Annotated in this window: 30 protein-coding genes; 28 read left to right on the forward strand and 2 right to left on the reverse strand. The window is 67.3% G+C overall.

All coding sequences use genetic code 11. The annotated features are described in order from the left end of the window. Window positions 1-229 precede the first annotated feature (229 nt). The 7 genes from rpoB to KV381_RS22645 all read left to right on the forward strand — a co-directional run bounded on the left by rpoB (window position 230) and on the right by KV381_RS22645 (window position 13,169). Complete coding sequence (gene rpoB, locus KV381_RS22615; RefSeq protein WP_030084309.1) at window positions 230-3,715, forward strand: DNA-directed RNA polymerase subunit beta; 3,486 nt, start codon at window positions 230-232, stop codon at window positions 3,713-3,715. Between the two features lie 98 nt (window positions 3,716-3,813). Further along, window positions 3,814-7,713: a DNA-directed RNA polymerase subunit beta' gene (locus tag KV381_RS22620; RefSeq protein ID WP_030084311.1), complete on the forward strand. Its 3,900-nt coding sequence runs from the start codon at window positions 3,814-3,816 to the stop codon at window positions 7,711-7,713. A 450-nt stretch (window positions 7,714-8,163) separates the two neighbouring features. After that, the gene (rpsL, locus tag KV381_RS22625) at window positions 8,164-8,535 is read left to right on the forward strand and encodes a 30S ribosomal protein S12 (RefSeq protein WP_003948652.1); all 372 of its coding nucleotides are present in this window, start codon (window positions 8,164-8,166) and stop codon (window positions 8,533-8,535) included. 2 nt (window positions 8,536-8,537) lie between these two features. Next, window positions 8,538-9,008 carry a 30S ribosomal protein S7 gene (rpsG, locus tag KV381_RS22630; RefSeq protein ID WP_003966970.1) on the forward strand — a complete coding sequence of 157 codons (471 nt, stop codon included), beginning with the start codon at window positions 8,538-8,540 and terminating at the stop codon, window positions 9,006-9,008. 38 nt (window positions 9,009-9,046) lie between these two features. Next, complete coding sequence (gene fusA, locus KV381_RS22635) at window positions 9,047-11,176, forward strand: elongation factor G (RefSeq protein WP_030084314.1); 2,130 nt, start codon at window positions 9,047-9,049, stop codon at window positions 11,174-11,176. Between the two features lie 157 nt (window positions 11,177-11,333). Further along, window positions 11,334-12,527 (forward strand): elongation factor Tu, encoded by a 1,194-nt coding sequence (gene tuf / locus KV381_RS22640; RefSeq protein ID WP_003966968.1) that lies wholly within the window; start codon window positions 11,334-11,336, stop codon window positions 12,525-12,527. A 132-nt stretch (window positions 12,528-12,659) separates the two neighbouring features. Further along, window positions 12,660-13,169 carry a hypothetical protein gene (locus KV381_RS22645; RefSeq protein ID WP_103538114.1) on the forward strand — a complete coding sequence of 170 codons (510 nt, stop codon included), beginning with the start codon at window positions 12,660-12,662 and terminating at the stop codon, window positions 13,167-13,169. Window positions 13,170-13,324: 155 nt separating this feature from the next. Here KV381_RS22645 and KV381_RS22650 read toward each other — a convergent pair whose 3' ends face one another. Both KV381_RS22650 and KV381_RS22655 read right to left on the reverse strand, forming a co-directional pair. Continuing rightward, window positions 13,325-14,050 carry a trypsin-like serine protease gene (locus KV381_RS22650; protein WP_030084316.1) on the reverse strand — a complete coding sequence of 242 codons (726 nt, stop codon included), beginning with the start codon at window positions 14,048-14,050 and terminating at the stop codon, window positions 13,325-13,327. Window positions 14,051-14,192: 142 nt separating this feature from the next. Further along, window positions 14,193-15,824, reverse strand: a complete 1,632-nt coding sequence (locus tag KV381_RS22655) for a PIG-L family deacetylase (RefSeq protein WP_373461226.1) — start codon at window positions 15,822-15,824, stop codon at window positions 14,193-14,195. A 952-nt stretch (window positions 15,825-16,776) separates the two neighbouring features. On the opposite strand from KV381_RS22655, the gene rpsJ reads away from it, so the two are divergent. The 21 genes from rpsJ (at window position 16,777) to rplO (ending at window position 26,452) form a co-directional block, all read left to right on the forward strand. Further along, the gene (rpsJ, locus tag KV381_RS22660; protein WP_003948644.1) at window positions 16,777-17,085 is read left to right on the forward strand and encodes a 30S ribosomal protein S10; all 309 of its coding nucleotides are present in this window, start codon (window positions 16,777-16,779) and stop codon (window positions 17,083-17,085) included. Between the two features lie 14 nt (window positions 17,086-17,099). Then, window positions 17,100-17,744, forward strand: coding sequence for a 50S ribosomal protein L3 (gene rplC / locus KV381_RS22665; protein WP_003966960.1), 645 nt, complete (start codon window positions 17,100-17,102; stop codon window positions 17,742-17,744). Between the two features lie 4 nt (window positions 17,745-17,748). After that, a complete protein-coding gene (gene rplD, locus KV381_RS22670; protein WP_003966959.1) occupies window positions 17,749-18,399 on the forward strand; it encodes a 50S ribosomal protein L4 in 651 nt (216 codons plus the stop codon). Then, window positions 18,399-18,722, forward strand: coding sequence for a 50S ribosomal protein L23 (gene rplW / locus KV381_RS22675; RefSeq protein ID WP_014154589.1), 324 nt, complete (start codon window positions 18,399-18,401; stop codon window positions 18,720-18,722). Before rplD ends, rplW begins: the two co-directional genes overlap by 1 nt. Window positions 18,723-18,761: 39 nt before the next feature. Continuing rightward, entirely contained in the window at window positions 18,762-19,598 is an 837-nt protein-coding gene (gene rplB / locus KV381_RS22680; RefSeq protein WP_003966957.1) for a 50S ribosomal protein L2, read from the forward strand. Window positions 19,599-19,610: 12 nt separating this feature from the next. Then, complete coding sequence (gene rpsS / locus KV381_RS22685; protein ID WP_003966956.1) at window positions 19,611-19,892, forward strand: 30S ribosomal protein S19; 282 nt, start codon at window positions 19,611-19,613, stop codon at window positions 19,890-19,892. 43 nt (window positions 19,893-19,935) lie between these two features. Continuing rightward, on the forward strand, window positions 19,936-20,283 hold the full coding sequence (rplV, locus tag KV381_RS22690) for a 50S ribosomal protein L22 (protein ID WP_004571827.1): 348 nt from the start codon (window positions 19,936-19,938) through the stop codon (window positions 20,281-20,283). Continuing rightward, window positions 20,283-21,113 (forward strand): 30S ribosomal protein S3, encoded by an 831-nt coding sequence (gene rpsC, locus KV381_RS22695; RefSeq protein WP_003966954.1) that lies wholly within the window; start codon window positions 20,283-20,285, stop codon window positions 21,111-21,113. The genes rplV and rpsC overlap by 1 nt, the downstream gene beginning before the upstream one ends. A gap of 5 nt (window positions 21,114-21,118) precedes the next feature. Beyond that, a complete protein-coding gene (rplP, locus tag KV381_RS22700) occupies window positions 21,119-21,538 on the forward strand; it encodes a 50S ribosomal protein L16 (RefSeq protein WP_003966953.1) in 420 nt (139 codons plus the stop codon). After that, entirely contained in the window at window positions 21,538-21,762 is a 225-nt protein-coding gene (gene rpmC / locus KV381_RS22705; RefSeq protein WP_003966952.1) for a 50S ribosomal protein L29, read from the forward strand. Before rplP ends, rpmC begins: the two co-directional genes overlap by 1 nt. After that, complete coding sequence (gene rpsQ / locus KV381_RS22710; RefSeq protein WP_018960204.1) at window positions 21,762-22,046, forward strand: 30S ribosomal protein S17; 285 nt, start codon at window positions 21,762-21,764, stop codon at window positions 22,044-22,046. Before rpmC ends, rpsQ begins: the two co-directional genes overlap by 1 nt. Window positions 22,047-22,153: 107 nt before the next feature. Continuing rightward, a complete protein-coding gene (gene rplN / locus KV381_RS22715) occupies window positions 22,154-22,522 on the forward strand; it encodes a 50S ribosomal protein L14 (RefSeq protein WP_003966950.1) in 369 nt (122 codons plus the stop codon). Window positions 22,523-22,524: 2 nt separating this feature from the next. Continuing rightward, window positions 22,525-22,848, forward strand: a complete 324-nt coding sequence (gene rplX / locus KV381_RS22720) for a 50S ribosomal protein L24 (RefSeq protein ID WP_003966949.1) — start codon at window positions 22,525-22,527, stop codon at window positions 22,846-22,848. Then, window positions 22,848-23,405: a 50S ribosomal protein L5 gene (gene rplE / locus KV381_RS22725; protein ID WP_003966948.1), complete on the forward strand. Its 558-nt coding sequence runs from the start codon at window positions 22,848-22,850 to the stop codon at window positions 23,403-23,405. Before rplX ends, rplE begins: the two co-directional genes overlap by 1 nt. 2 nt (window positions 23,406-23,407) lie before the next feature. After that, window positions 23,408-23,593, forward strand: a complete 186-nt coding sequence (locus KV381_RS22730; RefSeq protein WP_003948630.1) for a type Z 30S ribosomal protein S14 — start codon at window positions 23,408-23,410, stop codon at window positions 23,591-23,593. A gap of 224 nt (window positions 23,594-23,817) precedes the next feature. Then, window positions 23,818-24,216: a 30S ribosomal protein S8 gene (gene rpsH, locus KV381_RS22735; protein ID WP_007446728.1), complete on the forward strand. Its 399-nt coding sequence runs from the start codon at window positions 23,818-23,820 to the stop codon at window positions 24,214-24,216. Between the two features lie 21 nt (window positions 24,217-24,237). Beyond that, entirely contained in the window at window positions 24,238-24,777 is a 540-nt protein-coding gene (gene rplF, locus KV381_RS22740; protein ID WP_007446727.1) for a 50S ribosomal protein L6, read from the forward strand. Window positions 24,778-24,779: 2 nt separating this feature from the next. Beyond that, window positions 24,780-25,163 (forward strand): 50S ribosomal protein L18, encoded by a 384-nt coding sequence (rplR, locus tag KV381_RS22745; protein WP_003966945.1) that lies wholly within the window; start codon window positions 24,780-24,782, stop codon window positions 25,161-25,163. Between the two features lie 47 nt (window positions 25,164-25,210). Continuing rightward, complete coding sequence (rpsE, locus tag KV381_RS22750; protein ID WP_030084329.1) at window positions 25,211-25,813, forward strand: 30S ribosomal protein S5; 603 nt, start codon at window positions 25,211-25,213, stop codon at window positions 25,811-25,813. Next, the gene (gene rpmD / locus KV381_RS22755; RefSeq protein ID WP_003966943.1) at window positions 25,813-25,995 is read left to right on the forward strand and encodes a 50S ribosomal protein L30; all 183 of its coding nucleotides are present in this window, start codon (window positions 25,813-25,815) and stop codon (window positions 25,993-25,995) included. The genes rpsE and rpmD overlap by 1 nt, the downstream gene beginning before the upstream one ends. Window position 25,996: 1 nt before the next feature. Further along, window positions 25,997-26,452, forward strand: a complete 456-nt coding sequence (gene rplO / locus KV381_RS22760) for a 50S ribosomal protein L15 (protein ID WP_003966942.1) — start codon at window positions 25,997-25,999, stop codon at window positions 26,450-26,452. The last annotated feature ends 59 nt before the right edge of the window (window positions 26,453-26,511 follow it).

The raw sequence follows: 26,511 nt of genomic DNA on the forward strand, positions 1-26,511 counted from the left end.
GTCTCTGAGAACCCCGACTGGACATCAGTGTGCCGCTTGGCTACACTGACCCTTTGCGCTGCCTGTTAGCTGCCTCCTGCCCGTCACCAGGGGCATGCCCACGCTGAAGCACCGATGACCGACCCCCTCCGACCTGGTCGTTTGCGACCGATTCGGAACGGCCTGTCTTTGTGTCCAGAGTGGGACCGGTACGCGCGTAGTGAGTCCGAGCCCTCGGAAGGACCCCCTCTTGGCCGCCTCGCGCAACGCCTCGACCGCGAATACGAACAACGGTGCCAGCACCGCCCCGCTGCGCATCTCTTTTGCAAAGATCAAGGAGCCCCTCGAGGTTCCGAACCTCCTCGCGCTGCAGACCGAGAGCTTTGACTGGCTCCTCGGCAACGCCGCCTGGAAGGCTCGCGTCGAGGCTGCTCTGGACAGTGGACAAGACGTCCCCACCAAGTCCGGCCTGGAGGAGATCTTCGAGGAGATCTCACCGATCGAGGACTTCTCCGGGTCGATGTCGCTTACGTTCCGCGACCACCGCTTCGAGCCCCCGAAGAACTCGATCGACGAGTGCAAGGAGCGCGACTTCACGTTCGCCGCGCCGCTCTTCGTCACGGCCGAGTTCACCAACAACGAGACCGGCGAGATCAAGTCCCAGACGGTCTTCATGGGCGACTTCCCGCTCATGACCAACAAGGGCACCTTCGTCATCAACGGCACCGAGCGTGTCGTCGTGTCGCAGCTGGTCCGCTCGCCGGGTGTCTACTTCGACTCCTCCATCGACAAGACGTCCGACAAGGACATCTTCTCCGCCAAGATCATCCCGTCCCGGGGTGCCTGGCTGGAGATGGAGATCGACAAGCGCGACATGGTCGGTGTCCGCATCGACCGCAAGCGCAAGCAGTCGGTCACCGTCCTCCTCAAGGCGCTCGGCTGGACCACCGAGCAGATCCTGGAGGAGTTCGGCGAGTACGAGTCGATGCGCGCCACCCTGGAGAAGGACCACACCCAGGGCCAGGACGACGCACTGCTCGACATCTACCGCAAGCTGCGTCCGGGCGAGCCGCCGACCCGCGAGGCCGCTCAGACGCTGCTCGAGAACCTCTACTTCAACCCGAAGCGCTACGACCTCGCGAAGGTCGGCCGCTACAAGGTGAACAAGAAGCTCGGCGCCGATGAGCCGCTGGACGCCGGGGTGCTCACCACCGACGACGTCATCGCGACCATCAAGTACCTGGTCAAGCTGCACGCCGGTGAGACCGAGACGACCGGCGAGTCGGGCCGGGAGATCGTCGTCGAGACCGACGACATCGACCACTTCGGCAACCGTCGTCTGCGCAACGTCGGCGAGCTCATCCAGAACCAGGTCCGTACGGGCCTGGCGCGGATGGAGCGCGTCGTGCGTGAGCGCATGACCACGCAGGACGTCGAGGCGATCACGCCGCAGACCCTGATCAACATCCGGCCGGTCGTCGCCTCCATCAAGGAGTTCTTCGGCACCAGCCAGCTGTCGCAGTTCATGGACCAGAACAACCCGCTGTCGGGTCTCACCCACAAGCGCCGTCTGTCGGCTCTTGGCCCGGGTGGTCTCTCCCGTGAGCGGGCCGGCTTCGAGGTCCGCGACGTGCACCCGTCCCACTACGGACGCATGTGCCCGATCGAGACCCCCGAAGGCCCGAACATCGGTCTGATCGGTTCGCTCGCCTCGTACGGCCGCGTCAACGCGTTCGGCTTCATCGAGACGCCGTACCGCAAGGTCGTCGACGGCCAGGTCACCGATGACGTCGACTACATCACGGCCGACGAGGAGGACCGCTTCGTCATCGCCCAGGCGAACGCGACCCTCAACGACGAGCTGCGCTTCACCGAGCCCCGCGTCCTGGTCCGCCGTCGTGGCGGAGAGGTCGACTACGTGCCCGGCACGGACGTCGACTACATGGACGTCTCGCCGCGCCAGATGGTGTCCGTCGCCACCGCGATGATCCCCTTCCTGGAGCACGACGACGCCAACCGTGCCCTCATGGGCGCGAACATGATGCGTCAGGCGGTGCCGCTGATTAAGTCGGAGGCCCCGCTGGTCGGCACCGGCATGGAGTACCGCTGCGCCACCGACGCCGGTGACGTCCTCAAGGCCGAGAAGGACGGTGTGGTCCAGGAGGTCTCCGCGGACTACATCACCGTCACGAACGACGACGGCACGTACACCACGTACCGCATCGCCAAGTTCATGCGCTCCAACCAGGGCACCTCGGTCAACCAGAAGGTCGTCGTCTCCGAGGGCGACCGGATCATTGCCGACCAGGTGCTCGCCGACGGACCCGCCACCGAGAACGGTGAGATGGCCCTCGGCAAGAACCTGCTTGTGGCGTTCATGCCGTGGGAGGGTCACAACTACGAGGACGCGATCATCCTGTCGCAGCGCCTCGTGCAGGACGACGTCCTCTCCTCGATCCACATCGAGGAGCACGAGGTCGACGCCCGTGACACCAAGCTCGGCCCGGAGGAGATCACCCGGGACATCCCGAACGTCTCCGAAGAGGTCCTCGCCGACCTCGACGAGCGCGGCATCATCCGGATCGGCGCCGAGGTCGTCGCCGGCGACATCCTCGTCGGCAAGGTCACGCCCAAGGGCGAGACCGAGCTGACCCCCGAGGAGCGCCTGCTCCGCGCGATCTTCGGTGAGAAGGCGCGCGAGGTGCGCGACACCTCGCTGAAGGTGCCGCACGGCGAGATCGGCAAGGTCATCGGCGTCCGCGTCTTCGACCGCGAAGAGGGCGACGAGCTGCCGCCGGGCGTGAACCAGCTGGTCCGCGTCTACGTCGCGCAGAAGCGCAAGATCACCGATGGTGACAAGCTCGCCGGCCGTCACGGCAACAAGGGCGTCATCTCCAAGATCCTGCCGATCGAGGACATGCCGTTCCTGGAGGACGGCACCCCGGTCGACATCATCCTCAACCCGCTGGGTGTCCCGTCCCGAATGAACCCGGGACAGGTCCTGGAGATCCACCTCGGCTGGCTCGCCAGCCGCGGCTGGGACGTCTCCGGCCTCGGTGACGAGTGGGCCCAGCGCCTGCAGGCCATCGGCGCCGACCAGGTCGCCCCCGGCACCAACGTCGCCACGCCCGTCTTCGACGGTGCGCGCGAGGACGAGATCTCCGGTCTCTTCGAGGCCACGATCCCCAACCGCGACGGCGACCGGCTGGTCCAGCCCTCCGGCAAGGCCCAGCTGTTCGACGGCCGCTCCGGCGAGCCGTTCCCGGACCCGGTCTCGGTCGGGTTCATGTACATCCTCAAGCTGCACCACCTGGTCGACGACAAGCTCCACGCGCGCTCGACCGGCCCGTACTCCATGATCACCCAGCAGCCGCTGGGTGGTAAGGCGCAGTTCGGTGGTCAGCGCTTCGGTGAGATGGAGGTGTGGGCCCTTGAGGCTTACGGCGCCGCGTACGCCCTCCAGGAGCTCCTGACGATCAAGTCCGACGACGTGACCGGCCGCGTGAAGGTCTACGAGGCCATCGTCAAGGGCGAGAACATCCCCGAGCCCGGCATTCCCGAGTCCTTCAAGGTGCTCATCAAGGAAATGCAGTCGCTCTGCCTCAACGTGGAGGTGCTGTCCTCGGACGGCATGTCCATCGAGATGCGCGACACGGACGAGGACGTCTTCCGCGCGGCGGAGGAACTCGGTATCGACCTGTCCCGGCGCGAGCCGAGCAGCGTCGAAGAGGTCTGACGGGCCGGCCGGCCGCCTCATCCCGAGGCGGCCGGCCCTCCCCGGACCCGTTCAGACCATTGATTGAGACGAGACCCCGAAAGAGGGATTGACGACAAGTGCTCGACGTCAACTTCTTCGACGAGCTGCGGATCGGCCTTGCCACCGCGGACGACATCCGGACCTGGTCGCACGGCGAAGTCAAGAAGCCGGAGACCATCAACTACCGCACGCTCAAGCCCGAAAAGGACGGACTCTTCTGCGAGAAGATCTTCGGTCCGACCCGGGACTGGGAGTGCTACTGCGGCAAGTACAAGCGTGTCCGCTTCAAGGGCATCATCTGCGAGCGCTGCGGCGTCGAGGTCACTCGCGCCAAGGTGCGTCGTGAGCGGATGGGCCACATCGAGCTTGCCGCTCCCGTCACCCACATCTGGTACTTCAAGGGCGTTCCCTCGCGCCTCGGATACCTGCTGGACCTCGCGCCGAAGGACCTGGAAAAGGTCATCTACTTCGCCGCGTACATGATCACGTTCGTGGACGAGGAGCGTCGTACCCGCGACCTGCCGTCCCTGGAGGCCCACGTCTCCGTCGAGCGCCAGCAGACCGAGAACCGCCGCGACTCCGACCTGGAGGCCCGCGCCAAGAAGCTCGAGACCGACCTGGCCGAGCTGGAGGCCGAGGGCGCCAAGGCCGACGTGCGCCGCAAGGTGCGCGAAGGCGCCGAGCGTGAGATGAAGCAGCTGCGCGACCGTGCGCAGCGCGAGATCGACCGCCTCGACGAGGTGTGGAGCCGCTTCAAGAACCTCAAGGTCCAGGACCTGGAGGGCGACGAGCTGCTCTACCGCGAGCTGCGTGACCGCTTCGGCACGTACTTCGACGGCTGCATGGGCGCCGCCGCGCTGCAGAAGCGCCTGGAGTCCTTCGACCTCGACGAGGAGGCCGAGCGCCTCCGCGAGATCATCCGTACCGGCAAGGGCCAGAAGAAGACCCGTGCGCTCAAGCGCCTCAAGGTCGTCTCGGCGTTCCTGCAGACCAGCAACAAGCCCAAGGGCATGGTGCTCGACTGCGTCCCGGTCATCCCGCCGGACCTGCGTCCGATGGTGCAGCTGGACGGTGGCCGCTTCGCGACCTCCGACCTGAACGACCTGTACCGCCGTGTGATCAACCGCAACAACCGCCTCAAGCGTCTCCTCGACCTCGGTGCCCCCGAGATCATCGTGAACAACGAGAAGCGGATGCTGCAGGAGGCCGTCGACGCGCTGTTCGACAACGGCCGCCGCGGTCGCCCGGTCACCGGTCCCGGTAACCGCCCCCTGAAGTCCCTGAGCGACATGCTCAAGGGCAAGCAGGGTCGTTTCCGTCAGAACCTCCTCGGCAAGCGCGTGGACTACTCCGCGCGTTCCGTGATCGTCGTCGGTCCGCAGCTCAAGCTGCACCAGTGCGGTCTGCCGAAGGCGATGGCGCTGGAGCTGTTCAAGCCGTTCGTGATGAAGCGCCTGGTGGACCTGAACCACGCGCAGAACATCAAGTCGGCCAAGCGCATGGTCGAGCGTGGCCGCACCGTCGTGTACGACGTCCTCGAAGAGGTCATCGCCGAGCACCCGGTGCTGCTGAACCGTGCACCCACCCTGCACCGCCTCGGCATCCAGGCCTTCGAGCCGCAGCTGGTCGAGGGCAAGGCCATCCAGATCCACCCGCTCGTCTGCACCGCGTTCAACGCGGACTTCGACGGTGACCAGATGGCCGTGCACCTGCCGCTCTCCGCGGAGGCGCAGGCCGAGGCCCGCATCCTGATGCTGTCCTCGAACAACATCCTGAAGCCGGCCGACGGTCGTCCCGTCACCATGCCGACCCAGGACATGGTGCTGGGTCTCTTCTTCCTCACCACGGACGAAGAGGGCCGCAACGTCAAGGGCACGGACCGCGCGTTCGGCTCCACGGCCGAGGCCACCATGGCCTTCGACGCCCGCGAGCTGTCGCTCCAGGCGAAGGTCGACATCCGCTTCCCGGTCGGCACCATGCCGCCGCGTGGCTGGGTGCCGCCGGTCGCCGAGGAGGGCGAGCCGGAGTACCAGCCCGGCGACACCTTCCGGCTGCGGACCAGCCTGGGCCGCGCGCTCTTCAACGAGCTGCTGCCCGAGGACTACCCGTTCGTCGACTACTCGGTGGGCAAGAAGCAGCTCTCCGAGATCGTCAACGACCTGGCCGAGCGCTACCCCAAGGTCATCGTGGCGGCGACGCTCGACAACCTGAAGGCGGCGGGCTTCCACTGGGCGACCCGTTCGGGCGTCACCGTGGCCATCTCCGACGTCGTCGTGCCCGAGGCCAAGAAGGCCATCGTCAAGGGCTACGAGGACCAGGACGAGAAGGTCCAGAAGCAGTACGAGCGCGGTCTGATCACCAAGGACGAGCGCACGCAGGAGCTCATCGCGATCTGGACCAAGGCGACCAACGAGGTTGCCGAGGCGATGAACGCGAACTTCCCGAAGACGAACCCCATCTTCATGATGGTCGACTCGGGCGCCCGAGGAAACATGATGCAGATGCGTCAGATCGCGGGTATGCGTGGTCTGGTGTCGAACGCCAAGAACGAGACGATTCCCCGTCCCATCAAGGCGTCCTTCCGCGAGGGCCTCACCGTTCTGGAGTACTTCATCTCCACGCACGGTGCCCGTAAGGGTCTGGCGGACACCGCCCTGCGTACCGCCGACTCGGGTTACCTGACCCGTCGTCTGGTGGACGTCTCGCAGGACGTGATCATTCGCGAGGAGGACTGCGGCACCGACCGCGGCCTCAAGCTGAAGATCGCGGTCAAGGGCGCCGACGGCGTGCTCCGCAAGACGGAGGACGTCGAGACCTCGGTCTACGCCCGCATGCTCGCCGAGGACGTCGTGGTGGACGGCAAGGTCATCGCGCCTGCCAACGTCGACCTCGGTGACGTCCTGATCGACGCCCTGGTGGGCGCCGGCGTCGAGGAGGTCAAGACCCGCTCGGTCCTGACCTGTGAGTCCGCGGTCGGCACCTGTGCCTTCTGCTACGGACGCTCGCTCGCCACCGGCAAGCTGGTCGACATCGGTGAGGCGGTCGGCATCATCGCCGCCCAGTCCATCGGTGAGCCCGGTACCCAGCTGACGATGCGTACCTTCCACACCGGTGGTGTGGCCGGTGACGACATCACCCAGGGTCTGCCCCGTGTCGTCGAGCTCTTCGAAGCCCGTACGCCCAAGGGTGTCGCCCCGATCTCCGAGGCCAAGGGCCGCGTGCGGATCGAGGAGACCGAGAAGACCAAGAAGCTCGTCGTCACCCCGGACGACGGCAGCGACGAGACGGCGTTCCCGATCTCGAAGCGTGCCCGTCTGCTCGTGGGCGAGGGCGACGCGGTCGAGGTGGGCCAGAAGCTCACCGTCGGTGCGACCAACCCGCACGACGTGCTGCGCATCCTCGGCCAGCGTGCGGTCCAGGTCCACCTGGTCGGCGAAGTCCAGAAGGTCTACAACTCGCAGGGCGTGTCGATCCACGACAAGCACATCGAGATCATCATCCGGCAGATGCTGCGCCGGGTGACGATCATCGAGTCCGGCGACGCGGAGCTGCTTCCGGGCGAGCTGGTCGAGCGGTCGAAGTTCGAGACCGAGAACCGTCGTGTGGTCACCGAGGGCGGTCACCCCGCCTCCGGCCGTCCGCAGCTGATGGGTATCACCAAGGCCTCGCTCGCCACCGAGTCGTGGCTGTCGGCGGCGTCCTTCCAGGAGACGACCAGGGTTCTGACCGACGCGGCGATCAACGCCAAGTCGGACTCCCTGATCGGCCTCAAGGAGAACGTCATCATCGGTAAGCTCATCCCGGCCGGTACGGGCCTGTCCCGCTACCGCAACATCCGGGTCGAGCCGACCGAGGAGGCCAAGGCCGCGATGTACTCGGCCGTCGGCTACGACGACATCGACTACTCGCCGTTCGGTACCGGCTCCGGCCAGGCCGTTCCGCTGGAGGACTACGACTACGGTCCGTACAACCAGTAAGCGAGTCGCTTGAACGACCGAAGGGCGGTCACCCCGTACGCAACGGGGTGGCCGCCCTCCGGCGTGATGTCGCCCTTGCGGGGGTCTGCGCGGGCGGTACGCGAAGGTACGGGGGAGAGGTGGCCCCCCCGGGCACGGAACCGCTGGTACGGGGCCGGACAGGGGCGGTCACGGCTTCCGGCGAGGAGCGCGTGAGGTCCGGTGCGTCGGGGTGGACAGCATTTGTTTTGACCCAGCTCCGTGAGGTAGGTACGCTCAAGCCTTGTGCCTGGGGTGTGCCTGGGCTCGTGTGCGTGTCATCAACCGCATCGCGAGTCCGTCAGTGGCCACCGCAATCTGCGCCCCTTCTGTCCGCAGGGCGGAAGTCCGCAGTATTCGACACACCCGACCGCGTGGGTCGGCGATGTTCCAGGTTAGTTTCACGAACGGCACACAGAAACCGGAGAAGTAGTGCCTACGATCCAGCAGCTGGTCCGGAAGGGCCGGCAGGACAAGGTCGAGAAGAACAAGACGCCCGCGCTCGAGGGTTCGCCCCAGCGTCGTGGTGTCTGCACGCGTGTGTTCACGACCACCCCGAAGAAGCCGAACTCGGCGCTCCGTAAGGTCGCGCGTGTGCGTCTGACCTCCGGCATCGAGGTCACGGCCTACATCCCGGGTGAGGGACACAACCTGCAGGAGCACTCCATCGTGCTCGTGCGTGGTGGCCGTGTGAAGGACCTGCCGGGTGTTCGTTACAAGATCATCCGCGGCTCCCTTGACACCCAGGGTGTCAAGAACCGCAAGCAGGCCCGCAGCCGCTACGGCGCCAAGAAGGAGAAGTAAGAATGCCTCGTAAGGGCCCCGCCCCGAAGCGCCCGGTCATCATCGACCCGGTCTACAGCTCTCCTCTTGTCACCTCGCTGATCAACAAGATCCTCCTCGACGGCAAGCGTTCCACCGCCGAGCGGATCGTGTACGGCGCCATGGAAGGCCTCCGCGAGAAGACCGGCAACGACCCGGTCATCACGCTGAAGCGCGCGCTTGAGAACGTCAAGCCCTCGCTCGAGGTCAAGTCCCGCCGTGTCGGTGGCGCCACCTACCAGGTGCCGATCGAGGTCAAGCCCGGTCGCGCCTCCACCCTCGCTCTGCGCTGGCTCGTCGGTTACTCCCGCGCCCGCCGCGAGAAGACCATGACCGAGCGCCTCATGAACGAACTGCTCGACGCCTCCAACGGCCTCGGCGCTTCGGTCAAGAAGCGTGAGGACACCCACAAGATGGCCGAGTCCAACAAGGCCTTCGCGCACTACCGCTGGTAGTCGCTACCCCCATCGAGACCGAGAGAAGATTGAGCCTCATGGCCACCACTTCGCTTGACCTGGCCAAGGTCCGCAACATCGGGATCATGGCCCACATCGACGCGGGGAAGACGACCACCACTGAGCGGATCCTCTTCTACACCGGTGTGAGCTACAAGATCGGTGAAGTCCACGACGGCGCTGCCACGATGGACTGGATGGAGCAGGAGCAGGAGCGCGGCATCACGATCACGTCCGCCGCGACGACCTGTCACTGGCCGCTCAACGATGTTGACCACACCATCAACATCATCGACACCCCGGGTCACGTCGACTTCACCGTCGAGGTGGAGCGTTCGCTCCGCGTCCTCGACGGCGCTGTCACCGTGTTCGACGGTGTCGCCGGCGTCGAGCCGCAGTCCGAGACCGTTTGGCGTCAGGCGGACCGCTACGGCGTGCCGCGTATCTGCTTCGTCAACAAGCTCGACCGCACCGGCGCGGACTTCTTCCGCTGCGTCCAGATGATCATCGACCGCCTCGGCGCGACCCCGATCGTCATGCAGCTCCCCATCGGCGCCGAAGCGGACTTCACGGGCGTTGTCGACCTCGTGTCGATGAAGGCCTTCGTGTACCCCGAAGAGGCCGCCAAGGGCGAGATGTACAACACCGTCGAGATCCCGGACAACCTCAAGGAGTCGGCCGCCGAGTGGCGCGGCAAGCTCCTGGAGGCCGTGGCCGAGAACGACGACGCCATGATGGAGCTGTACCTGGAGGGCACCGAGCCCACCCAGGAGCAGCTGCACGAGGCGATCCGCCGCATCACCCTTGCCTCCAAGGGCAGCGCCGACTCCGTCACGGTCACCCCGGTGTTCTGTGGCACCGCGTTCAAGAACAAGGGCGTCCAGCCCCTGCTCGACGCGGTCGTGCGCTACCTGCCTTCCCCCCTGGACGTCGAGGCCATCGAGGGCCACGACGTGAAGGACCCGGAGAAGGTCATCGCGCGCAAGCCCTCGGACGACGAGCCGTTCTCCGGCCTGGCGTTCAAGATCGCGAGCGACCCGCACCTCGGCAAGCTCACCTTCGTCCGGATCTACTCCGGTCGCCTGGAGGCCGGCACCGCGGTGCTGAACTCCGTCAAGGGCAAGAAGGAGCGCATCGGCAAGATCTACCGCATGCACGCGAACAAGCGTGAGGAGATCGCATCGGTGGGCGCCGGCGACATCATCGCCGTCATGGGTCTCAAGCAGACCACCACCGGTGAGACGCTGTGCGACGACAAGAACCCGGTCATCCTGGAGTCCATGGACTTCCCGGCGCCGGTCATTCAGGTCGCCATCGAGCCGAAGTCCAAGGGCGACCAGGAGAAGCTGGGTGTCGCCATCCAGCGCCTCTCGGAGGAGGACCCCTCCTTCCAGGTGCACTCCGACGAGGAGACCGGCCAGACCATCATCGGTGGTATGGGCGAGCTTCACCTCGAGGTGCTCGTCGACCGCATGAAGCGCGAGTTCCGCGTCGAGGCGAACGTCGGCAAGCCGCAGGTCGCCTACCGCGAGACGATCCGCAAGGCCGTCGAGCGCATCGACTTCACGCACAAGAAGCAGACTGGTGGTACCGGCCAGTTCGCGAAGGTGCAGATCGCCCTTGAGCCCATCGAGGGTGGCGACGCCTCCTACGAGTTCGTCAACAAGGTCACCGGTGGCCGCATCCCCCGTGAGTACATTCCCTCGGTGGACGCGGGTGCTCAGGAAGCCATGCAGTTCGGCATCCTGGCCGGTTACGAGATGGTCGGCGTCCGCGTCACCCTTCTCGACGGTGGTTACCACGAGGTCGACTCCTCGGAGCTCGCCTTCAAGATCGCCGGTTCGCAGGCGTTCAAGGAGGGTGCCCGCAAGGCCTCTCCCGTGCTCCTCGAGCCGATGATGGCCGTCGAGGTCACCACGCCCGAGGACTACATGGGCGATGTCATCGGCGACCTCAACTCCCGCCGTGGCCAGATCCAGGCCATGGAGGAGCGCAGCGGCGCTCGCGTCGTGAAGGGCCTCGTGCCCCTCTCGGAGATGTTCGGCTACGTCGGAGACCTCCGCAGCAAGACCTCGGGTCGCGCAAGCTACTCGATGCAGTTCGACTCCTACGCCGAGGTTCCGCGGAACGTCGCCGAGGAGATCATCGCGAAGGCCAAGGGCGAGTAACTCTCCCGAGCTCACGCTTTAGGCTTGTCACCGGAGCCGGGCGGGCATGTCGCACAGCGCGCGAGCACTGTGCGGAATGCCCCCGGCCCCGGCACCCCAGCAAAGATCACCTGGCGCCGATGAAGCAAGGCGTACAGAACCACTCAGGAGGACCCCAGTGGCGAAGGCAAAGTTCGAGCGGACTAAGCCCCACGTCAACATCGGCACCATCGGTCACATCGACCACGGTAAGACGACCCTCACGGCCGCCATTACCAAGGTGCTGCACGACGCGTACCCGGACCTGAACGAGGCCTCGGCCTTCGACCAGATCGACAAGGCTCCCGAAGAGCGCCAGCGCGGTATCACCATCTCCATCGCGCACGTCGAGTACCAGACGGAGTCGCGTCACTACGCGCACGTCGACTGCCCCGGTCACGCGGACTACATCAAGAACATGATCACGGGTGCCGCGCAGATGGACGGCGCCATCCTCGTGGTCGCCGCCACCGACGGCCCGATGCCGCAGACCAAGGAGCACGTCCTCCTGGCCCGCCAGGTCGGCGTCCCCTACATCGTCGTCGCCCTGAACAAGGCCGACATGGTGGACGACGAGGAGATCCTGGAGCTCGTCGAGCTCGAGGTCCGTGAGCTCCTCTCCGAGTACGAGTTCCCGGGCGACGACGTTCCGGTCGTCAAGGTCTCGGCGCTCAAGGCGCTCGAGGGCGACAAGGAGTGGGGTGAGTCCGTCCTCAACCTGATGAAGGCTGTCGACGAGGCCATCCCGCAGCCCGAGCGTGACGTCGAGAAGCCGTTCCTCATGCCCATCGAGGACGTCTTCACGATCACCGGTCGCGGTACGGTCGTCACCGGCCGCATCGAGCGTGGTGTCCTGAAGGTCAACGAGACCGTCGACATCGTCGGTATCAAGACCGAGAAGACCACCACCACGGTCACCGGCATCGAGATGTTCCGCAAGCTGCTCGACGAGGGCCAGGCCGGTGAGAACGTCGGTCTGCTCCTCCGTGGCATCAAGCGCGAGGACGTCGAGCGCGGCCAGGTCATCATCAAGCCCGGCTCGGTCACCCCGCACACCGAGTTCCAGGCGCAGTCCTACATCCTGTCGAAGGACGAGGGTGGCCGTCACACCCCGTTCTTCAACAACTACCGCCCGCAGTTCTACTTCCGTACCACGGACGTGACGGGCGTTGTGACCCTTCCCGAGGGCACCGAGATGGTCATGCCGGGTGACAACACCCTCATGGACGTCGCGCTGATCCAGCCGGTCGCCATGGAAGAGGGCCTGAAGTTCGCCATCCGTGAGGGTGGCCGGACCGTGGGCGCCGGCCAGGTCACCAAGATCATCAAGTAGTTTCTGCTTGGTCCTTGGACCTGGTGGCTCACTGAGTCGCAAGAAGGGCCCCGCACCTCGAAAGAGGCGCGGGGCCCTTCGGCGTGATCGGACTGTGGCGCTTCGTGCGCGGTCGGTGCAGGGGGACAGGACATGGACACGACCGAAGAGGCGCGCGGAGCGCGGCTCGCCGACCGGGTGGCCCACGCGGCCGTCACCGCCTGGATCGTGTGGGTGGTGAACACCAGCGCCGCTGCCGTCAGAGGCATCGGCATCGCCGAGCAGTTCACCGAGCATGTCGCCTGGTGGCAGTACGCGCTCTTCGCCGGGCTCGTCGTGATCCGCCCGGTCGCGGCACGCAGCCTCACGCCCGTGCTCGTCGGACCGGACCGCGACCTGCGGCCCGCCGGTCCGGCGGCACGGCTGGGCGCGCTGCTGGCGGTGCTCGCGGCGACCGTCGTCGCCGTCGGCCTGCTGACCCTGGCGGTGGGCGTCCTCACCGAGGGCGACCGCCCCGCCCGGCTGCTCTCCGCCGTCGGCGACCACCTGACCGGGGTTCCCTCCCTGGTCCTGGCCGGTGCGACGGCCGCTTTCGCGTTCCTGTCGCCCGCGGTGTGGCCCGTGGTGCCGCTCGGACGCGGTCGGCGCGAGCGGCGGCGCTGACCCTCCCGGCCGCGCCCGAGCGCACCGTGCGGACGGCGAAGGGCCAGGGATGGATGTAGGGCCCCGGTACCTCAGGGCGGAGAGGTAAGGGGGCCCTACGGTTCAGGGGGACGGCGGGTCGGTCAGGTGCCCGCCGTCCCGGGTGGGGCGTCCGGTCAGACGCCCGCGATCGACTGGATCCAGGAGCGGTAGGCGGTGACGTTGGTGTACGCGGTCGTGGTCTGGCGGTCGCTGGTGGAGGCGACACCGACCTGGATGCCGTTGGCGGTCATCGGGCCGCCGGAGTCGCCGCCGGCGGTGATGCCGTTGCCGCGGCGGGCGCAGATCGCCGAGCCGCCGTACGCGTCACCGCAGCCGCCGGTGACCGTCACGTTGGCCACCTTCAGGTAGCGCGACTGGCAGTTCGCCTCCGAGCCGCACTGCGAGGTCGCGCCCCAGCCCCAGACCTGGACGCTCTGCCCGACGCTCACCGAGCCGGGCGAGCCGAGGCGGGAGTAGGTGGCCTGCACGGAACGGTCCAGGCGCACCAGCGCCAGGTCCGAGCTGTGGGTGTAGGTCTGGACGCCGTTCGCGACGACTCCACCGCTGTGCTGGTCCAGGCTGCCGATGCGGAACGACAGGCCGCCGCCGGTGACGCAGTGCTTGGCGGTGAGGATCCAGGTCGGGGCGATGATCGTCGCCGAACAGGTCTCTCTGCCGTTCGAGAAGAGCCGGGCGGCCCAGGGGGCGTTCTGGGCGTAGCCGCCGCCGATGATCTGGGTGGTGGGCGGCGGGGCGTCCTGGAGCGGCGGCGCGGGTGCGGCCGTCGCGGACGGTGCGAAGAGCGAGAGGACGCAGGCCGCTGCTGCGGCGACAGCGGGCATGAGCCGGGATATGCGCATGATGCCTCGTTTCGCGCGACACGCTGGGTAGGCGTGTCCGTGGGGGATGGTGGGCAACAGGGTGCCGGAGCGCGACGAGGGCGGGGTACTAACGTTTGGCCATAACGCGGCGTTATGGGGCGGGAGTTGGGGGACGCGGTCGCTACTGCGGGCGCCAGGCCCAGGGGGCCGCGTCCGGCCCGAACCCCACGACGACGGGCCGCCCGCCCGCCCCGAGGTGGAGGGCGGCGCCGTCCAGGGCGACCGGGCCCCGCGACCGTACGGCAGTGCCCTCGGCGGTACGCAGCTGGATCCGGCCCTCCGCGGTGCGGCCGAGCAGGACCGGGCCGCCGCCCGGCGCGGCGGCGGCGGTCACCGGACCGTACCCGCCGAAGCGGGGCGCGGGGGCGGGGTCGGCCCGGACGGCGGTGAGCCGTTTCTGTGCGGCCGGCCGGTAGTACAGCTCCACGGACCCGTCGGGCGCCGGGAGCGCGCCGGGCGCGTGCGCGGGAACGGGGGAGCCGGTGAGCTGGGTACGGGCGGTGACATCCGCCCCCGGGGCGTCCTGGGTCCAGTGGTGCACGGCGTGGTGCCCGGCCGCGTACACATGGACGCGCCCCGCCGCGTCCACGACCGCGCTCAGCCCGTCCTGCACCTCGCCGCCGCCCATGTCGCGCCAGCCGCTCCAACGGCCGGTGACCGCGTCGCGCACCCGGGTGCTGAGCCCCTTCTCCGCGTTGCGTACGAAGAGGTGGACGCGGCCGTCCGGCGCGGTGACGGCGACCGGTGTCCCTGTGCGGCGGCCGTGGTCGCGGCCCGTCGCGGGGTTGCCGAGCCCCCGCCAGGCCAGGAAGGGGCCGTCCGGTGAGCGCTGTTCCAGGAGCACGATCTCGCGCTCGTCGGGCCCGCCCCGTCCGCCGAGCGCCGCGAACCGCAGCCCGAACAGCAGCTGCCGCCCGTCCGCCGTCGTCGCGGAGCCCAGCACCGGGGCGAGCGGACCGCCGCCGAGGTCGTCCGGCGCGTCCCGGAGCCCGCTGCCGGGCGCGCTCTCGCTCCACCGCACGGCTCGCAGCCCCAGCACCCCGTAGACGGTGAGCCGCCCGTCCGGGCCGGCGGCGACGACGGCCCGGGGGCCCGGGTAGCGGTGCTGGGTGGAGCGGACCCAGCCCTTGCGGTTGGTCAGCGGCCGGTCGCCGCCGACGTTGTAGTCGCCGCAGCCGGACGGGTTGCCGCACTCCCAGTCGGGTGCGCCGCCGTACGGGACGAGGTGGGAGGCCTTCCGCTCCAGCACCGCGGGCGGCAGGTTCTTGGGCCAGTGCCGGTTGTAGTACCCGCGGAACGCGGCGACGACGAACCCGGGCACCGGCTCCCCGCGTCCCGTCGTGGCGGCCACCCAGCGGATCAGGGCCGCCCAGGCGAAGCCGGCGGCGGCGGTGTGGTCGGCGTGGTCGGAGTACCCGTGCTGCTCGCTGTCCCGGCGGCGCTCGTACTCGCTGCTGAACTGGAGGTCGGGGTCCGGGTCGAGGGTGTGCACGAGCGTCGGCCGGTACTCCTCCAGCAGCCCGACGAGCACGTCGACGAGGGAGTCGTACGTGTAGGAGCCGGCCCGCTCCAGCGGCGAGTCGTCGGCGACGACGGTACGCAGCACCAGCCGGCGGTCCTGCCAGAGGCTGGGCAGCCCGAGACGGCCGCGCGCGGTGTGCATCGCGGTGTTCAGGAAGACCAGCTCGACCCGGCGCACCCCGTCGACCAGGATGTTCAGCTCGGCCCGGTGGCCGCCGCGCAGGGAGACCACGGACTTCTGCCAGGGCGTGAACCGGTCGAGCCCGAGCAGCCTCGGCCCGGGCGCGGCCGGCGTCGAGGCGCCCGGTCCCGGCCGGATTCATGAAGTACAGGTCGTCGTCGGGGTGGGCCAGCAGCTGCATCAGCAGCGCCCGCCGCGCCCTGCTGATCGCCAGCCCGGGCGCGGGATCGGGCACCGGGCCCCGGCGGCGCGGCGCCGGCACGGAACATCCGGCGAGCGCGGCCGCCGCGGCGGTGGCCCCGGCGGCGAGCAGAGCCGTGCGCCGGGGCGGGCCGGTCCGCCGGGGCAGGTCCGTCCGAGGCAGGGCAGATCGATCCGTCACGCCGGGTGCTCCGTCCGCTTCCGCTTCCCCCGCAGCGGGCGAACGGTCGCCCTGTCCTGCGTACTCCTTGGTCCGTGCGCAGGTCAGCGGCGGTCGAGCCGCGCCTGCGGGGGAGTAGACGGAGGGAGGGGCGGGCGGGTTGCCCGGTCAGGGTGTGGGGTTGCGCACCGGACACGCGTCGACGGCGTCGTCAGGTCCGTGGGGGGTTCGGTGCCGCCGGATGCGCGCCCGCGTTTGAGTACTCGCTCGGCCGGGGTAGGATTCCCGACTCGATTGGCCAGGCCCGCGCCCCGTATGGCACACTGACCAGGTTGCTCGGTTGAGTGTCAATGCTGCGCGCCTCCCGCCGGGAGGACCGGAAGCGAGTCCCACAGTACTCGTCGGCCCCCAGGGCCGGACGTACGGGAATCTTCCGGGAAGCAATGCAGGGCGCCGGCCAGGCACCCGGTGGGTGTTCCGCCCCCGGTTCCGCGGTCTCAGGGCCCGCACCCCCTTGGTTGGGATCTCCTTCGGGAGATTTTCGTAGAGGGGATGCGACACGCCCGACCGCGTGGGTCGGAGGAGGAGTCCAGAGAACCCCCGGGTTCCAGAGCGTTACGAGAGACAGGACTACTAGTAGCCATGGCGGGACAGAAGATCCGCATCCGGCTCAAGGCCTACGACCACGAGGTCATCGACTCCTCGGCGAAGAAGATCGTCGAGACGGTGACCCGCACTGGTGCGTCGGTCGCGGGCCCGGTGCCGCTGCCCACTGAGAAGAACGTGTACTGCGTCATCAAGTCGCCGCACAAGTACAAGGACTCTCGCGAGCACTTCGAGATGCGCACCCACAAGCGCCTCATCGACATCCTCGACCCCACGCCGAAGACGGTTGACTCGCTGATGCGTCTCGACCTGCCGGCCGGCGTCGACATCGAGATCAAGCTCTGAGGGGACGGGCCGAGATGAGCAAGAACATCAAGGGCGTCCTGGGCGAGAAGCTCGGCATGACCCAGGTCTGGGACGAGAACAACCGGGTTGTCCCGGTGACCGTCGTCAAGGCCGGTCCGTGCGTCGTGACGCAGGTTCGCACCAACGACAGCGACGGCTACGAAGCGGTCCAGATCGCCTTCGGCGAGATCGACCCGCGCAAGGTGAACAAGCCCCTCAAGGGTCACTTCGCCAAGGCCGACGTCACCCCGCGCCGCCACCTGGTGGAGCTCCGCACCCCTGACGCCAGCGAGTACACGCTGGGCCAGGAGGTCACTGCCGAGGTGTTCGAGTCCGGCGTCAAGGTCGACGTCACGGGCAAGAGCAAGGGCAAGGGCTTCGCCGGTGTCATGAAGCGTCACAACTTCAAGGGCCTCGGCGCCGGGCACGGCACCCAGCGCAAGCACCGTTCCCCCGGTTCCATCGGTGGCTGCGCCACCCCTGGGCGTGTCTTCAAGGGCATGCGCATGGCGGGCCGCATGGGTAACGAGCGCGTCACCACCCAGAACCTGACCATCCACGCGGTTGACGCGGAGAAGGGTCTGCTCCTCATCAAGGGCGCGGTCCCCGGTCCGAACGGCGGCCTCGTCCTGGTCCGTACCGCGGCCAAGGGGGCTTGAGGTAATGAGCACCATTGACATCCTTTCGCCGGCAGGCGACAAGGCCGGTACCGTCGACCTCCCCGCGGAGATCTTCGACGCGAAGACCAGCGTTCCGCTGATCCACCAGGTCGTTGTCGCTCAGCTGGCGGCTGCCCGTCAGGGCACGCACAAGACCAAGCGCCGCGGTGAAGTCCGCGGTGGTGGCAAGAAGCCTTACCGCCAGAAGGGCACCGGCCGCGCCCGTCAGGGTTCGACCCGCGCCCCGCAGTTCGCCGGTGGTGGCGTCGTCCACGGCCCGCAGCCGCGTGACTACTCGCAGCGGACCCCGAAGAAGATGAAGGCCGCCGCCCTGCGCGGTGCCCTCTCGGACCGGGCCCGTCACTCCCGTATCCACGTCGTCACCGGCGTGGTCGAGGGTGCCGCCTCCACGAAGGCCGCCAAGACGCTGCTCGGCAAGATCTCGGAGCGCCAGAACCTGCTCCTGGTCGTCGACCGCGCCGACGAGGCCGCGTGGCTGTCCGCGCGCAACCTGCCCCAGGTGCACATCCTGGAGCCGGGCCAGCTCAACACGTACGACGTGATCGTCTCTGACGACGTGGTCTTCACCCAGGCCGCTTTCGAGTCCTTCGTGTCTGGCCCCCAGACCGCTGAGACCGAAGGGAGCGACGCCTGATGAGCGAGGCGACCGTTACCAGCAAGACGTACTCGGACCCGCGTGACGTTCTCGTCAAGCCCGTGGTCTCCGAGAAGAGCTACGCGCTGCTCGACGAGAACAAGTACACGTTCATCGTCGCGCCCGGCTCCAACAAGACCCAGATCAAGCAGGCCGTGGAAGCGGTCTTCTCGGTCAAGGTCACCGGGGTCAACACGATCAACCGGCAGGGTAAGCGCAAGCGCACCAAGACCGGTTTCGGCAAGCGCGCCGACACGAAGCGCGCCATCGTGACCCTCGCCGAGGGCGACCGTATCGACATCTTCGGCGGCCCGACCTCCTAACGGAGGCCGAGTCGTCCGGAATCGGACGAGGACTGAGAAATGGGTATCCGCAAGTACAAGCCGACGACCCCGGGCCGTCGTGGCTCCAGCGTCGCCGACTTTGTCGAGATCACGCGGTCCACGCCGGAGAAGTCGCTGGTCCGCCCCCTGCACAGCAAGGGCGGCCGTAACAACGCCGGTCGTGTGACCGTTCGCCACCAGGGTGGTGGCCACAAGCGCGCCTACCGCGTGATCGACTTCCGTCGTCACGACAAGGACGGCGTGCCGGCCAAGGTCGCGCACATCGAGTACGACCCGAACCGCACCGCGCGCATCGCGCTGCTGCACTACGCGGACGGCGAGAAGCGTTACATCGTCGCTCCCCGTGGCCTGTCGCAGGGTGACCGTGTCGAGAACGGTCCGACCGCCGACATCAAGCCCGGCAACAACCTGGCGCTGCGCAACATCCCGGTCGGTACGACCATCCACGCCATCGAGCTGCGGCCCGGCGGCGGCGCGAAGTTCGCCCGTTCCGCGGGTGCCTCCGTGCAGCTGCTGGCGAAGGAGGGCACCATGGCCCACCTTCGTATGCCGTCGGGTGAGATCCGCCTGGTCGACGCGCGCTGCCGCGCGACGATCGGTGAGGTCGGCAACGCCGAGCAGTCGAACATCAACTGGGGCAAGGCCGGCCGCATGCGCTGGAAGGGCGTTCGCCCGACCGTCCGCGGTGTCGCGATGAACCCGGTTGACCACCCGCACGGTGGTGGTGAAGGCAAGACCTCCGGTGGACGCCACCCGGTCTCGCCGTGGGGTCAGAAGGAGGGTCGTACTCGTTCTCCCAAGAAGGCGAGCAACAAGTACATCGTCCGCCGCCGCAAGACGAACAAGAAGCGCTAGGAGCGGGTTTAGATGCCGCGCAGTCTCAAGAAGGGGCCCTTCGTCGACGGCCACCTCATCAAGAAGGTGGACGTACAGAACGAGGCAGGCACCAAGAACGTCATCAAGACCTGGTCCCGTCGCTCGATGATCGTCCCGGCCATGCTGGGTCACACCATCGCGGTGCACAACGGCAAGATCCACGTCCCGGTGTTCGTCACCGAGTCGATGGTCGGCCACAAGCTCGGCGAGTTCTCGCCGACTCGCACCTTCCGCGGCCACGTCAAGGACGACCGGAAGTCGAAGCGCCGCTAAGCGCGGGGTGGAAACGACTATGACTTACACCGAAGGGACAACCATGGAAGCCAGGGCCCAGGCGCGGTACATCCGCGTCACGCCCATGAAGGCCCGCCGAGTGGTGGACCTCATCCGTGGCATGGATGCCACGGAGGCTCAGGCGGTCCTGCGTTTCGCCCCGCAGGCCGCGAGCGTGCCGGTTGGCAAGGTGCTGGACAGCGCCATCGCCAACGCTGCACACAACTACGACCACACCGACGCCTCTTCGCTGGTCATCAGCGAGGCGTACGTGGACGAGGGCCCGACCCTGAAGCGGTTCCGTCCGCGTGCTCAGGGCCGTGCCTACCGGATCCGTAAGCGGACCAGCCACATCACCGTGGTCGTCAGCAGCAAGGAAGGAACCCGGTAATGGGCCAGAAGGTAAACCCGCACGGGTTCCGGCTCGGCATCACCACGGACTTCAAGTCCCGCTGGTACGCCGACAAGCTGTACAAGGACTACGTCAAGGAAGACGTCGCCATTCGTCGCATGATGACGAAGGGCATGGAGCGGGCCGGCATCTCGAAGGTCGAGATCGAGCGCACCCGCGACCGCGTCCGCGTTGACATCCACACCGCCCGCCCGGGCATCGTCATCGGTCGCCGTGGCGCCGAGGCCGATCGCATCCGCGGCGAGCTGGAGAAGCTGACCGGCAAGCAGGTCCAGCTGAACATCCTCGAGGTCAAGAACCCCGAGGTGGACGCTCAGCTGGTGGCCCAGGCCGTCGCCGAGCAGCTCTCCTCCCGCGTCTCCTTCCGTCGTGCCATGCGCAAGAGCATGCAGAGCTCGATGAAGGCCGGCGCCAAGGGCATCAAGATCCAGTGCGGCGGTCGCCTCGGCGGCGCCGAGATGTCCCGCTCGGAGTTCTACCGCGAGGGCCGTGTGCCCCTGCACACGCTCCGTGCGAACGTCGACTACGGCTTCTTCGAGGCCAAGACGACCTTCGGCCGCATCGGCGTGAAGGTCTGGATCTACAAGGGCGACGTCAAGAACATCGCCGAGGTTCGCGCCGAGAACGCCGCGGCCCGCGCCGGTAACCGTCCGGCTCGTGGCGGCGCTGACCGCCCGGCCGGCCGCGGTGGCCGTGGTGGCGAGCGTGGCGGTCGCGGCCGTAAGCCGCAGCAGTCGCCGGCAGCCGAGGCCCCCAAGGCCGACGCCGCCGCTGCTCCGGCTGCTGAGAGCACCGGAACGGAGGCCTGACCGAAATGCTGATCCCCCGTAGGGTCAAGCACCGCAAGCAGCACCACCCGAAGCGCAGCGGTATGTCCAAGGGTGGCACGCAGGTTGCGTTCGGCGAGTACGGCATCCAGGCGCTGACCCCGGCGTACGTGACGAACCGTCAGATCGAGTCCGCTCGTATCGCGATGACCCGTCACATCAAGCGTGGCGGCAAGGTCTGGATCAACATCTACCCGGACCGTCCCCTGACGAAGAAGCCCGCCGAGACCCGCATGGGTTCCGGTAAGGGTTCTCCCGAGTGGTGGATCGCGAACGTCAAGCCCGGTCGGGTGATGTTCGAGCTGTCCTACCCGAACGAGAAGATTGCTCGTGAGGCGCTCACCCGCGCTGCTCACAAGCTTCCGATGAAGTGCCGGATCGTTCGGCGCGAGGCAGGTGAGTCGTGATGTCGGCCGGTACCAAGGCGTCCGAGCTGCGCGAGCTGGGCGACGAGGAGCTCCTCAACAAGCTCCGCGAAGCCAAGGAAGAGCTGTTCAACCTCCGCTTCCAGGCGGCGACGGGCCAGCTCGAGAACCACGGCCGGCTCAAGTCCGTCCGTAAGGACATCGCCCGGATCTACACCCTGATGCGTGAGCGCGAGCTGGGCATCGAGACGGTGGAGAGCGCCTGATGAGCGAGAAGACTGTGACTGAGACGAACACCGACCGCGGTTTCCGCAAGACCCGTGAGGGTCTGGTCGTCAGCGACAAGATGGACAAGACCGTCGTCGTCGCTGTCGAGGACCGCGTCAAGCACGCGCTGTACGGCAAGGTCATCCGCCGTACCAACAAGCTCAAGGCCCACGACGAGCAGAACTCTGCGGGCGTCGGCGACCGCGTCATCATCATGGAGACGCGTCCGCTGTCGGCCTCGAAGCGCTGGCGCATCGTCGAGATCCTCGAGAAGGCCAAGTAATTCCTGAGGGATTCTCCCCTCGGGTCAGTTCCGCCAGGCTCGGTGGGGTGCCTCTCCGGTAACGGAGAGGCACCCGCCGGGAACCGGCAGACGATCAGGAGATAGACGTGATCCAGCAGGAGTCGCGACTGCGCGTCGCCGACAACACGGGTGCGAAGGAAATTCTCACCATTCGTGTTCTCGGTGGCTCGGGTCGCCGCTACGCGGGTATCGGTGACGTCATCGTCGCCACCGTCAAGGACGCGATCCCCGGTGGCAACGTGAAGAAGGGTGACGTCGTCAAGGCCGTCATCGTTCGCACCGTCAAGGAGCGTCGTCGTCAGGATGGCTCGTACATCCGCTTCGACGAGAACGCCGCCGTCATTCTGAAGAACGACGGCGACCCCCGCGGCACCCGCATCTTCGGCCCGGTGGGCCGGGAGCTGCGCGAGAAGAAGTTCATGAAGATCATCTCGCTCGCGCCGGAGGTGCTGTAAGCATGAAGATCAAGAAGGGCGACCTGGTTCAGGTCATCACCGGTAAGGACAAGGGCAAGCAGGGCAAGGTCATCGTGGCCTACCCCGCTCAGGACCGCGTCCTCGTCGAGGGTGTCAACCGGGTCAAGAAGCACACCAAGGCCGGTCAGACGGCTCGCGGTTCGCAGACGGGTGGCATTGTCACCACCGAGGCCCCGATCCACGTCAGCAACGTTCAGCTGGTTGTGGAGAAGGACGGCAACAAGGTTGTCACCCGCGTCGGCTACCGCTTTGACGACGAGGGCAACAAGATCCGCGTTGCCAAGCGGACCGGTGAGGACATCTGATGACTGCCACCACTGCGCCGCGTCTCAAGACGCGCTACCGCGAGGAAATCGCCGGCAAGCTGCGTGAGGAGTTCTCGTACGAGAACGTCATGCAGGTTCCCGGTCTGGTCAAGATCGTGGTCAACATGGGTGTGGGCGACGCCGCCCGCGACTCCAAGCTGATCGACGGTGCCGTCAAGGACCTCACCACGATCACCGGCCAGAAGCCGGCCGTCACGAAGGCCCGCAAGTCCATCGCGCAGTTCAAGCTGCGCGAGGGTCAGCCGATCGGCTGCCACGTCACCCTCCGCGGTGACCGGATGTGGGAGTTCCTGGACCGTACGCTGTCGCTCGCGCTGCCGCGTATCCGTGACTTCCGTGGCCTGTCGCCGAAGCAGTTCGACGGCCGTGGCAACTACACCTTCGGTCTCACGGAGCAGGTCATGTTCCACGAGATCGACCAGGACAAGATCGACCGGGTCCGGGGCATGGACATCACCGTGGTCACCACGGCGACCAACGACGACGAGGGTCGTGCCCTCCTTCGTCACCTCGGCTTCCCGTTCAAGGAGAACTGACCGTGGCGAAGAAGGCTCTGATCGCTAAGGCCGCCCGTAAGCCGAAGTTCGGCGTTCGCGGGTACACCCGCTGCCAGCGCTGCGGCCGGCCCCACTCCGTCTACCGCAAGTTCGGCCTGTGCCGCGTGTGCCTTCGTGAGATGGCTCACCGTGGCGAGCTGCCGGGCGTGACCAAGAGCTCCTGGTAACTCTCCTCCGCCCTAGGGCGAAGGGAAGTTCCGGAGACTCTCGGTAAGCATCTGGGTCGGCAGGAGCCCGTCCTTTCATGCCGTAGGCTTGAAGGGTTGGGCGCCTGCCGCCCAAGACCGACTTACTACGCCGTAGGTCCCCGCACCGCACCCGTCCCGCCACTGAGTGGGGAGAGGGATGGCGCATACAGGAAACCCCGGCGAGAGAGGCCGAAGGCCAACTCATGACCATGACTGATCCCATCGCAGACATGCTCACGCGTCTGCGTAACGCGAACTCGGCATATCACGACGATGTCTCGATGCCGCACAGCAAGATCAAGTCGCACATCGCGGAGATCCTCCAGCAGGAGGGCTTCATCACCGGCTGGAAGGTCGAGGACGCCGAGGTCGGCAAGAACCTCGTCCTCGAGCTGAAGTTCGGCCCGAACCGCGAGCGCTCGATCGCCGGCATCAAGCGCATCTCGAAGCCGGGTCTGCGTGTTTACGCAAAGTCCACCAACCTGCCGAAGGTCCTCGGCGGCCTGGGCGTGGCGATCATCTCCACGTCCCACGGTCTCCTGACCGGCCAGCAGGCAGGCAAGAAGGGCGTAGGTGGGGAAGTCCTCGCCTACGTCTGGTAGTCGGGAAAGGAAGGAAAGCTCATGTCGCGAATCGGCAAGCTCCCCATCCAGGTTCCCGCCGGTGTGGACGTCACCATCGATGGCCGTACGGTCGCCGTGAAGGGCCCCAAGGGTTCCCTCACGCACACCGTTGCCGCGCCGATCGAGGTCTCCAAGGGTGAGGACGGCGTGCTCAACGTCTCCCGCCCGAACGACGAGCGTCAGAACAAGGCCCTCCACGGCCTGTCCCGCACGCTGGTGGCGAACATGATCACCGGCGTGACCGCGGGTTACTCCAAGGCGCTCGAGATCAGCGGTGTCGGTTACCGCGTCCAGGCGAAGGGCTCCAACCTGGAGTTCGCCCTGGGCTACAGCCACCCGATCCTCATCGAGGCTCCGGAAGGCATCACCTTCAAGGTCGAGTCGCCCACGAAGCTCAGCGTCGAGGGCATCGACAAGCAGAAGGTCGGCGAGGTAGCCGCCAACATCCGCAAGCTGCGGAAGCCCGACCCGTACAAGGCCAAGGGCGTCAAGTACGCGGGCGAGGTCATCCGCCGCAAGGTCGGAAAGGCTGGTAAGTAGCCATGGCATACGGTGTGAAGATCGCCAAGGGCGACGCGTACAAGCGCGCTGCTCGCAAGCGGCGCCACATCCGCGTCCGCAAGCACCTGTCGGGTTCGCCGGAGCGGCCCCGTCTGGTCGTGACGCGTTCCAACCGCCACATCGTGGCCCAGGTCATCGACGACATCGCGGGCCACACGCTCGCGTCGGCGTCGACCCTGGACACCTCGATCCGTGGTGGCGAAGGTGACAAGAGCGCCCAGGCCCAGCAGGTCGGCGCCCTGGTCGCCGAGCGCGCCAAGGCCGCAGGCGTCGAGGCCGTCGTGTTTGACCGCGGTGGTAACCAGTACGCCGGGCGGATTGCCGCTCTGGCTGACGCCGCCCGTGAAGCCGGGCTGAAGTTCTAAGCCCCGGTTCCTACGCACAGCGGACGTAACAGAGAGAGGTAAATCCAATGGCTGGACCCCAGCGCCGCGGAAGCGGTGCCGGTGGCGGCGAGCGGCGGGACCGGAAGGGCCGTGACGGTGGCGCTGCCGCCGAGAAGACCGCGTACGTCGAGCGCGTCGTCGCGATCAACCGCGTCGCCAAGGTTGTGAAGGGTGGTCGTCGCTTCAGCTTCACCGCGCTGGTCGTGGTGGGCGATGGTGACGGCACCGTCGGTGTCGGATACGGCAAGGCCAAGGAAGTTCCCGCGGCCATCGCCAAGGGTGTCGAAGAGGCCAAGAAGAACTTCTTCAAGGTCCCGCGCATCCAGGGCACCATCCCTCACCCGATCACGGGCGAGAAGGCTGCGGGCGTCGTCCTGCTCAAGCCGGCTTCCCCCGGTACCGGTGTTATCGCCGGTGGCCCGGTGCGTGCCGTGCTCGAGTGCGCCGGCGTTCACGACATCCTGTCGAAGTCGCTTGGCTCGTCCAACGCGATCAACATCGTGCACGCGACCGTGGCGGCCCTCCAGGGCCTGCAGCGTCCCGAGGAGATCGCGGCCCGCCGCGGTCTGCCCCTCGAGGACGTCGCCCCCGCGGCTCTGCTTCGTGCACGTGCGGGAGCGGGTGCGTAATGGCTCGCCTCAAGATCACGCAGACGAAGTCGTACATCGGCAGCAAGCAGAACCACCGCGACACCCTGCGTTCGCTCGGGCTCAAGCGCCTGAACGACTCGGTTGTCAAGGAGGACCGCCCCGAGTTCCGCGGAATGGTGCACACCGTCCGCCACCTCGTGACGGTTGAGGAGGTTGACTGACATGGCGGAGAACAGCCCGCTGAAGGCCCACAACCTCCGGCCTGCCCCGGGCGCCAAGACCGCCAAGACCCGTGTGGGTCGTGGTGAGGCGTCCAAGGGTAAGACCGCAGGCCGTGGTACCAAGGGTACGAAGGCTCGTTACCAGGTTCCGGAGCGCTTCGAGGGTGGCCAGATGCCCCTCCACATGCGTCTCCCGAAGCTCAAGGGCTTCAAGAACCCGTTCCGCACGGAGTACCAGGTCGTGAACCTGGACAAGCTCGCGACGCTCTACCCCGAGGGTGGAGAGGTCACGGTGGCCGACCTGGTCGCCAAGGGCGCTGTGCGCAACAACCACCTCGTCAAGGTCCTCGGACAGGGCGAGATCTCCGTGGCGCTGCAGGTTTCGGTTGACGCCGTCTCCGGCTCCGCCAAGGAGAAGATCACCGCCGCCGGCGGTACGGTCACCGAGCTCGTCTGAGCCGCGGGACAGAACTGGGCCTGGCCGGCCGCCTCTTCGGAGGTGGCCGGCCAGGCTTT

Origin of the sequence: Streptomyces sp. WY228 (assembly GCF_019287315.1) — a bacterium.
Classification (GTDB): Bacteria; Actinomycetota; Actinomycetes; order Streptomycetales; family Streptomycetaceae; genus Streptomyces; species Streptomyces caviscabies.

What these genes read in the sequence shown, in the direction of transcription:
- rplV (WP_004571827.1), top strand. Translation starts at nt 19,936, where the DNA reads ATGGAAGCCAGGGCCCAGGCGCGGTACATCCGCGTCACGCCCATGAAG.
- KV381_RS22650 (WP_030084316.1), bottom strand. Translation starts at nt 14,050, where the DNA reads ATGCGCATATCCCGGCTCATGCCCGCTGTCGCCGCAGCAGCGGCCTGC.
- rpsS (WP_003966956.1), top strand. Translation starts at nt 19,611, where the DNA reads ATGCCGCGCAGTCTCAAGAAGGGGCCCTTCGTCGACGGCCACCTCATC.
- rpmC (WP_003966952.1), top strand. Translation starts at nt 21,538, where the DNA reads ATGTCGGCCGGTACCAAGGCGTCCGAGCTGCGCGAGCTGGGCGACGAG.
- rplO (WP_003966942.1), top strand. Translation starts at nt 25,997, where the DNA reads ATGGCGGAGAACAGCCCGCTGAAGGCCCACAACCTCCGGCCTGCCCCG.
- rplF (WP_007446727.1), top strand. Translation starts at nt 24,238, where the DNA reads ATGTCGCGAATCGGCAAGCTCCCCATCCAGGTTCCCGCCGGTGTGGAC.
- rplE (WP_003966948.1), top strand. Translation starts at nt 22,848, where the DNA reads ATGACTGCCACCACTGCGCCGCGTCTCAAGACGCGCTACCGCGAGGAA.
- rpsG (WP_003966970.1), top strand. Translation starts at nt 8,538, where the DNA reads ATGCCTCGTAAGGGCCCCGCCCCGAAGCGCCCGGTCATCATCGACCCG.
- rpmD (WP_003966943.1), top strand. Translation starts at nt 25,813, where the DNA reads ATGGCTCGCCTCAAGATCACGCAGACGAAGTCGTACATCGGCAGCAAG.
- rplD (WP_003966959.1), top strand. Translation starts at nt 17,749, where the DNA reads ATGAGCACCATTGACATCCTTTCGCCGGCAGGCGACAAGGCCGGTACC.
- rpsH (WP_007446728.1), top strand. Translation starts at nt 23,818, where the DNA reads ATGACCATGACTGATCCCATCGCAGACATGCTCACGCGTCTGCGTAAC.
- rplW (WP_014154589.1), top strand. Translation starts at nt 18,399, where the DNA reads ATGAGCGAGGCGACCGTTACCAGCAAGACGTACTCGGACCCGCGTGAC.
- rpsC (WP_003966954.1), top strand. Translation starts at nt 20,283, where the DNA reads ATGGGCCAGAAGGTAAACCCGCACGGGTTCCGGCTCGGCATCACCACG.
- rplP (WP_003966953.1), top strand. Translation starts at nt 21,119, where the DNA reads ATGCTGATCCCCCGTAGGGTCAAGCACCGCAAGCAGCACCACCCGAAG.
- rplX (WP_003966949.1), top strand. Translation starts at nt 22,525, where the DNA reads ATGAAGATCAAGAAGGGCGACCTGGTTCAGGTCATCACCGGTAAGGAC.
- rpsE (WP_030084329.1), top strand. Translation starts at nt 25,211, where the DNA reads ATGGCTGGACCCCAGCGCCGCGGAAGCGGTGCCGGTGGCGGCGAGCGG.
- rplR (WP_003966945.1), top strand. Translation starts at nt 24,780, where the DNA reads ATGGCATACGGTGTGAAGATCGCCAAGGGCGACGCGTACAAGCGCGCT.
- rpsJ (WP_003948644.1), top strand. Translation starts at nt 16,777, where the DNA reads ATGGCGGGACAGAAGATCCGCATCCGGCTCAAGGCCTACGACCACGAG.
- KV381_RS22645 (WP_103538114.1), top strand. Translation starts at nt 12,660, where the DNA reads ATGGACACGACCGAAGAGGCGCGCGGAGCGCGGCTCGCCGACCGGGTG.
- fusA (WP_030084314.1), top strand. Translation starts at nt 9,047, where the DNA reads ATGGCCACCACTTCGCTTGACCTGGCCAAGGTCCGCAACATCGGGATC.
- rpsQ (WP_018960204.1), top strand. Translation starts at nt 21,762, where the DNA reads ATGAGCGAGAAGACTGTGACTGAGACGAACACCGACCGCGGTTTCCGC.
- rplC (WP_003966960.1), top strand. Translation starts at nt 17,100, where the DNA reads ATGAGCAAGAACATCAAGGGCGTCCTGGGCGAGAAGCTCGGCATGACC.
- rplB (WP_003966957.1), top strand. Translation starts at nt 18,762, where the DNA reads ATGGGTATCCGCAAGTACAAGCCGACGACCCCGGGCCGTCGTGGCTCC.